The organism is Bacillus sp. HNG, from assembly GCF_003400205.1.
Taxonomy (GTDB): Bacteria; Bacillota; Bacilli; order Bacillales; family Bacillaceae_L; genus Ferdinandcohnia.
The window spans coordinates 1-7,457 of the sequence record NZ_QUQV01000035.1 but is presented as its reverse complement, the minus strand read 5'-3'; the positions used below and the strand labels follow the sequence as shown (position 1 = coordinate 7,457).

Genomic DNA, 7,457 nt, shown 5'->3' with positions numbered 1-7,457 from the left:
TCACGAAGCCAAAATGATCTGAACTCACTTCTAATACCTATAAATCCATTTTAAAGGGGTATGAAATCCTGCGAATAAGTGAGCATTTGAGAGATATTCGTATCAAACTGAGGGAGTTGAAGAAGGAATTTAATTAACGGGGCGATGATCCAGAAGGATTATCGCTAATTTTGTTTAAGTTATTAAGTTAAAGGTACAAAAAAGTTAAAACATAACATAATAAAAAAGCCTGTATCAACTTGTTAACGTAGATGCAGGCTTTTATATAATAAGTTTAGCTCTTTTTTACACTATTCAAGTTCATTTGTTTTTTGTTTTTGTTTTAGCCAAAAATCTGGTGGTTGATAACTGATTAGAGCATAATCGAGTTCAGCACCATTCGTTGCTAACTGAACTAATAAAAGCTTATCCTTATTACTAGGATGTATATCGGCTGTTCTAATACTTAAAACTTCAACTCCTGTTCGTTTAGGAGTTCCGACGACAACAACTTGATTTCCTTTCGTATAAACGTCTGTGATGCTTGTTTGAAACACGACTATATATAGGTCAAGGTCTGTTTCATTTGTTGTGGTGGGAAAACTAATACCCATATCACCTTGAAAATTTAATTCCGCTGCAATCCCTATAGCATAGAAAGGGAATATACGGTGGAGAGCATAATGTACTCGAGACGGTACATAGCTCCATCTCCCACCCCAATATGTGCTATGCCAGTGTTCTTCGTATATGGGTCTAACATAGTTAGGTTCGCTTTTTATTATTTTGAAAGGGATTTTTGTTCCTTGTGTTTTCACTTCTGAAATAGGGATAACATCGGTAGGAAAATGAACTTCTGTACCAGTCTCAAAAGGAAAAGGTGAATCGAGGATTGTGGTAGGTTCAGGTGGTTCGAGGTTTCCTAAACGTTGCTCCAATTCCTGAATTTGTTTATGTTCACCTTTTTCACTACTCAATTGGGAAGGTGATAACTTCATTATAGATGATATTGCATCTGTGGATTTACTGTAAAAAATTAAGTTCAAAATTATGGAAAAGCAAATAATATAACCACTTTTAATTTTCAACATACTTTATTCACCTCATCTTATTTTCTACTTCTGTGAGGGAGTTATGCGAAAGATGTTATTAAACTAAAGAAGCAGGATTGTTTAATAAGAGCGATGGCTTTTTACTAAAGTTTCACGATAGGCTTATAAATAAAATCACCTCATTTGTGAAACATACCAATGAGGTGATTGACTTTGAGAGTGAAAAAAATTATAGGCTCTTTACTCATAATCTTATTAATAGGTTCTATTACCGATATTGCACAAGCCAATGAACAGCAATCTAAAGATAATTCTAACGATTTTAATGTTGATTTAACTGGCTATGAAGTATTTTCTTTTGGTGATTTTAATCAAATTGGTTATAAAATCACTCCACTTTCGCAGTTATTTTTAGGAATAATTCAAACAGAACAAGAATGGATTGATGAACCCCGTTTTTATATCAAAGGAAATAAGGGATATTTCCACCTTTGGAAAAAAGATGGGACAAATGTATTGTACACAATTGAAAAGCAAACAAGTGGGGATTTAAAAGGAACTTGGAAAATTGTAGATGGTAAAAGAAAAAAAATCAACAGAATTCCAGTACCTAAGAAATTGCTTAAAGAAGCATTAATTGAACGATTAGTTGACCCGATTTTTAAGGCGGTTGAAAGTTATTATGGTGAGTCTAAACTTTGGTTTAGAGGCGATGAAAAGGTACTTAAAATTAAAAATGATGAAGGTGGTATTAACGTGACAGTGCAAGTGATGACATTTGAAGGAGCCCATAATCCTCCTTATGGTGAAGAAACAATAACCTTCCAGATTTCGAGTGGTGGTAATGTTAAGGTTGTCAATTATAAGCATAGAGACATCCCAGAAAAAGAATGGACTAAGTTGCCATTGCGGTAAAAGAGCAAGAGATTGTGAAAATAATATTTAAAACAAACGGGTGCGTTAATCCAAGAATGATTAATGCACTTTTTTATTGAATCTATAGAACTAACGGTGCAGTTTAGCTTAATAACACAAATCAAGAACCCTTACTAATAAAGGATGGGTTCTTTTTTAATTTTACTTTTAACATTATATTCTAAAAATATTGAATTCAAAATTCGATAAGTATAGAATATAACATAAGTATATATTAGGAAGATGGTGTTATATATGGATGTTATAAATCTTACAAGTAGGAAGAGAGAAACTTACAAAGTTTTACTAGATTACTCTGTTTTGTGGGAATGTGCTCTAGGTATAGCTGCAATCACCAATACCCCGATAATCAATACATTAGACCAACCATTAGATTATTGGGATGATATCAAGAGTTCATTATCAAAAGAATTACTAGATCATTTAGATTATGTAGAAAGGAATAATACCTGGAAAGCATTACTTCAATTATTACATAAGAAGAGATTTCCTGATATTTCGGGTTTCGTATCTTACATACAGGAAGCTCCAGATAATGACCTAAAGTTTATTTGTTTACCTTTTATAGGAATAAAATTTCAAGATCTTCGATATAAAGCTGCAATAGGTGAGGAATCGGCTATAAATAAAATGAAAGTGTTAACATCCGATAATCCGTTTTTCCCTCAGTATATTGAATTTATTGTTAGGTCAGATGTTAAATATCTTAAAAGTCATCTTATAGGTGTGATGGAAGGATGGTATGAGACTGTTATAAAGAAAGATTTAGATAAAATTAATTCAATTCTACGAACTGACTATGAAACGAAAAATGAGATGATGGAAAAATCAACTCCTGAAGAACTGGTTGAATGGGCAACTGGTGGCGTAGTTTATTTACCGGAACCAAGTGTAAACAATGTTCTTTTAATCCCTCAATACATTTATCGGCCTTGGAATATTGAAGCTGATATTGAGGGTACAAAAGTATTTTATTATCCTGTTGCAAACGAAAGTATATCTCCTAATGATAGATACACTCCAAACAACTTTCTAGTCCTGAAATACAAGGCATTAGGAGACGAGATTCGAATGCGAATTGTAAAACTACTATACGAAGAAGATCGTACATTGCAAGATATTACGAATCAATTAAACATTGGTAAGTCTACCATTCACCATCACCTGAAGATCTTAAGAGCAGCAAAATTAGTGGATATTAGTGATTCTAAGTATTCACTTAAAAAGAAAGCTATTGAAATTCTATCAAAGGAGTTAAACCTTTTTTTGAATAGATAATGGTTATTAAGGGGGGATGGATATGAGTAGTAACATTTTAAAGAATCGTTCATTTGTTTTCGTTTGGATCGGAAATGGTATCTCTGAATTGGGAGGTGCCTTTGGAACATTTTGTAACTCAATTCTTATCTATCAACTTACGAATTCTACAATAGCATTAGGAAGTATGTGGTTACTATATTTTATACCTTCACTCATTCTACAATTGTTTATAGGCCCATTTATTGACAAATGGAGTCGAAAGTGGATTATGATATTTTCTCAATGGACAAGAGGGCTAATATTCCTAATACCACTAATTGCACTGATAATTGGCAATCTGGACTCGTGGCATATTTTTGCAGTTCAAATAATAGTCGGGTTAATAACTCCTGTTTATACACCGGCTAATCAAGCAATAACACCAACTATTGTGGAAAAAGATCAATTACGTGCAGCCAACGCTTATATTGATGGAACGGTTAGATTAATGACGTTCATTGCTCCAATATTGGGCGGTTTCGTTGTAGAGTACTTAGGTGTAACACCTACATTAATTTTTGTTAGTGCAGCACTTATCACAAGTGGAACATTATTGCTATTTATAAAAGAGACAAAAGTTCCAAACAATGTACGGAAAACGTGGATGGAACAATTCATAGAAGGTATATCCTATTTTTTCAAACAACCAATAATAGTTTGGCTAGGGGTCTTTTTAGCTTTTGTTCAGTTTGGAGTAGGAGTAACAATGGTGGTTACTCTTCCTTATATAACTGAAGAATTATCTGGGAGTTTTACTGAATATGGTTATTTTATGGCAAGTTTCCCATTGGGCTATGTAATTGGTTCAATGCTAGTTGGAAAAGTTACATATAAAAATCGCAGGGTAATAATGTTAGGATCTTTAGTAATAGGAGGTCTAACATTTATATCGTTAGGTCTTAACAATAGCCTCATTTTTGCACTTTTCACTGAGGCTATTGCTGGAATAGCTATGGCATTTTTTAGTGTGCAAAATATAACTATATTTCAGCAAACTGTGCCAAACAACTTGATGGGTAAGGTTTCCTCGGTTCGTCTATTTATTATAAGAGGAGCAATGCCGTTAGGCGTATTTATAGGTAGTTTCTTAAGTGAAGTCTGGGGAATACGGCCAATGTACTTTTTGATAGGAACCATTATTTGTACAATATCTTTATTGGGAATTTTTCTGCCGTACTTTAAGTTTATAGATTCGAATATTGTTAAAAACAAAGCATCCTAAATTCGAAACCTTTTTGTTGAAGTTATTAAACTAAAGGGCAGTTTAGTGGAAAAAGAATAGTTGGTTGTTGGTTGGTGAAAATATACCTAAATATAATTTAGGGTGATGTAAATGAAGAAAAATTTCTTTTTTTTAATGCTTCTTTTCAGTATCTTATTTTGTGGGATAAATAATGGAAAGGTATATGCAATTACAAAGGAAATATATCCTGGAATTGGTTATAAGACGGTTGAAGAAGCTGTAAAAGAATTTGAGCAACATTTCAAACAAGACTTAAAACTACCTCTTAGGATCCCACCTATAAACTTTACTCATTATTTTGGAAGGTTTAGTGATTTAGATGGCGACATAAACGATTCTTTTGAATTGAAGTTTATAAGTGATGAATCACCTGAAAATCATTACAAAATAAATGTTCGACCTGTTAATCATAAAATTCCAATAAAGGATAAGTACATTTTTAAAGTGTTTAAACTAAAGAACGGAAATGAAGCAAAATATATGGAGTATAGAAGTTTTGGTGCATTAGTCTTTGAAAGAGATAATTGGCAATACATACTTAGTATTGATAAAAGGATTTCTGATAAGGTTACTCCAGAAGTATTAGTTGAAATAGCTAATTCAATTGATTATCCAAGCGAAAAGAAAAATCCATTACAATAACATTAATGTTTATTAAGCTAACGGGTGCGGTAATCCAAGAAGGATTATCGCTTATTTTTGTTGAACTTATTCTACTAACGGGGCAGTTTAGTTCAACTTTTTATGGGGTGTGCGAAATGATGAAAAGGCTTTTAACAGCAGTACTGTCTGTTGTTTTATTTGCAACAATGTTCTCTTGGATTTCTTATGTACCTAGTCCTCAACGTGAGCCTAATGTTTATTATTTTGGTTTTTTTGAAACATTTATTTTTGTCATTATTTATGCTGGACCAATTTATTTTCTTGTTGGATTACCTCTTTCAACTTTTATTGACAAGTTAATTATGAAATCGAGTTTAAAGTCCAAATTGGCAAAGTATTTTGCTGGTTTAGGTTTATATTCGTTATTCGGTATACTTGTTGGTGTTATTTTTCTTATTTTATTTAGTCAAAATAGAAATTTATTTTCACTAGAAATCATCTCTTTTGGAATATATGGCTTTATAGCTTCAATTTTTTATTATCATTTATTAATAGTGGTTTCAAATATAAATAGAAAAAAAGGGTTTCAATCTTGAACTAACGGGTGCGTTGATCCAAGAAGGATTACGCACCTTTTTGTTGAAGTTATTTAACTAACGAAGCTGGTTACTTAAATAAAGATTATTGAATTATTTTTGAAGGTAGGATTGTTAAAATGAGTTTGCAAAATCAGGTCATTATTGAATGGACAATTAGAACATATTATGAAGATGTTTCAATAGCAGAGAGACTTGAACACATAATAAAAGCACAAAAAGAACAACTTCAGGAAGGTGAAGCACTCGAAATTCATCAAATCGTCTATGTAGGTGAAATAAAGCAGAATGAAAAAACATATTTAATTATATTAAATATCGTACCCGAGAAGTGAATAAAAAGGTTTATGCATTAGAGGATACATATACTCAAGATTCAAAAAAATGTTCAATTACCATGAAAGAACGTAATTAACTTTCATTTTCTGTGGTGAAGCTCTGCTTCATGGATGGCTAACGGGGCAGGTTTGTTCAAGAAGTAAATAAAGGATGAGACTTGAAGTATTTATAATAGTTGAAATATAAGGAGTGAAATAAAGGGTAAATATGAAAAGATTAGTGCTACTTATCTTGATTCTATGTGCAATTATTATTGTTGGTGATTTAGTTAATAAAATTGGAGCAGATGATAAGATGACAGTAGAAGGGTACATCCTAAATAAAGAAGGAGTATTATATTTGATTACAGATGAGGAATTTGATGTTAAAACTGCTAAGGAACAATCAAATCAAGAATTCATCCGAAGCTATGGAGGAATTTATAGATTAGATAGCGTTCCATTTTCTTTTTCTCCGTATAAAGACGGTCAAAAAATGAAGGTTTGGTTCAGTGAAGTTTTGGAATCACATCCTGCCAAAATAAAGGTTCTTAAAGCCAAGAGGAAATAAAAGCTATTAATTAGGGTAAGCGGTTAAAGAATGATTTCATGTTCAACTAAAGGGTTCTAAAAATCAAAGCTGAGTATGGCAATTCTTATTGAAGTAAAGGGGCAGGTTAGTTCAATAAGAAATCACAAAAGGAATGAGCATTTACTTTAAAATAAGATTAAACGGAGGTTTGAGATGCGAAAAGTTTATCTAGATAGAACAGAATTAACTGGAGCCATAAATGTAAATTTAAAAGATACTGAGGTTATACCAGCAGGTACAACAATTTATTCTATGAGTGTTTATCATAAAAATGAGGAGTATCAAAAATATGCTAACGATTATGATATTCAATTTATCTTTGACGATGATATTCCACATTTAGAATTTTATACTATTCCATATGTAGATATTATGGCAAAAGATAGTAAAGGTGGATTTATCGGAACTGTTGGTCAACAATGTGATTTGGAAAGTGACGCACCAATTTGTTATATCAATAGGGATTTAGAGTGCTTGATTATTTCTGAAAACGGAGAAGATTTTCTGAGTAATATAGAATCATGGCAAGACAACTTGAAACCCTATGATAAAATTACCGTTTATCGTTCGAAAGCAGAAGCAGAAATGGAACTAGAATTTATCGATTTGTCTGTCTGATAGTCCTCCATCATTATAAATTCATATTGAACAAACGGTGCTTTCCTTAAAGAAGGATTAGTGCCTTTTTTATAGAATTAATTGAATTAACGGGCAGTTTAGCATTCCTGTAGATCGTTATATATCAGGTTTGAAAAAAATAAAGCCCCTCAGTAAGATATGAGTATAGACACCACTCTAACTCAGACTCTTAAGGAGGAAGCCCTACTATGAATTTTAAAA

Annotated in this window: 9 protein-coding genes; 8 read left to right on the top strand and 1 reads right to left on the bottom strand. The window is 32.1% G+C overall.

The window, feature by feature from the left end; genetic code table 11:
• Positions 1 to 290: 290 nt before the first annotated feature.
• Positions 291 to 1,070, bottom strand: coding sequence for a hypothetical protein (locus DZB84_RS24395; protein ID WP_223254550.1), 780 nt, complete (start codon positions 1,068 to 1,070; stop codon positions 291 to 293).
• Positions 1,071 to 1,238: 168 nt separating this feature from the next.
• Here DZB84_RS24395 and DZB84_RS24390 point away from each other — a divergent pair, with 168 nt between their 5' ends.
• The 8 genes from DZB84_RS24390 (at position 1,239) to DZB84_RS24355 (ending at position 7,235) form a co-directional block, all read left to right on the top strand.
• A complete protein-coding gene (locus DZB84_RS24390; protein WP_411266287.1) occupies positions 1,239 to 1,946 on the top strand; it encodes a DUF3888 domain-containing protein in 708 nt (235 codons plus the stop codon).
• 255 nt (positions 1,947 to 2,201) lie between these two features.
• Positions 2,202 to 3,245, top strand: coding sequence for an ArsR/SmtB family transcription factor (locus DZB84_RS24385; RefSeq protein WP_116354882.1), 1,044 nt, complete (start codon positions 2,202 to 2,204; stop codon positions 3,243 to 3,245).
• Between the two features lie 22 nt (positions 3,246 to 3,267).
• On the top strand, positions 3,268 to 4,488 hold the full coding sequence (locus DZB84_RS24380; protein WP_116354881.1) for an MFS transporter: 1,221 nt from the start codon (positions 3,268 to 3,270) through the stop codon (positions 4,486 to 4,488).
• Positions 4,489 to 4,599: 111 nt separating this feature from the next.
• Positions 4,600 to 5,151, top strand: a complete 552-nt coding sequence (locus DZB84_RS24375; protein WP_116354880.1) for a hypothetical protein — start codon at positions 4,600 to 4,602, stop codon at positions 5,149 to 5,151.
• A 116-nt stretch (positions 5,152 to 5,267) separates the two neighbouring features.
• Positions 5,268 to 5,708 carry a hypothetical protein gene (locus DZB84_RS24370; RefSeq protein ID WP_116354879.1) on the top strand — a complete coding sequence of 147 codons (441 nt, stop codon included), beginning with the start codon at positions 5,268 to 5,270 and terminating at the stop codon, positions 5,706 to 5,708.
• Between the two features lie 119 nt (positions 5,709 to 5,827).
• A complete protein-coding gene (locus tag DZB84_RS24365) occupies positions 5,828 to 6,043 on the top strand; it encodes a hypothetical protein (RefSeq protein ID WP_116354878.1) in 216 nt (71 codons plus the stop codon).
• A gap of 211 nt (positions 6,044 to 6,254) precedes the next feature.
• Positions 6,255 to 6,596, top strand: coding sequence for a DUF3221 domain-containing protein (locus DZB84_RS24360; protein WP_116354877.1), 342 nt, complete (start codon positions 6,255 to 6,257; stop codon positions 6,594 to 6,596).
• Positions 6,597 to 6,770: 174 nt separating this feature from the next.
• Complete coding sequence (locus DZB84_RS24355; RefSeq protein ID WP_116354876.1) at positions 6,771 to 7,235, top strand: hypothetical protein; 465 nt, start codon at positions 6,771 to 6,773, stop codon at positions 7,233 to 7,235.
• Positions 7,236 to 7,457: the final 222 nt, after the last annotated feature.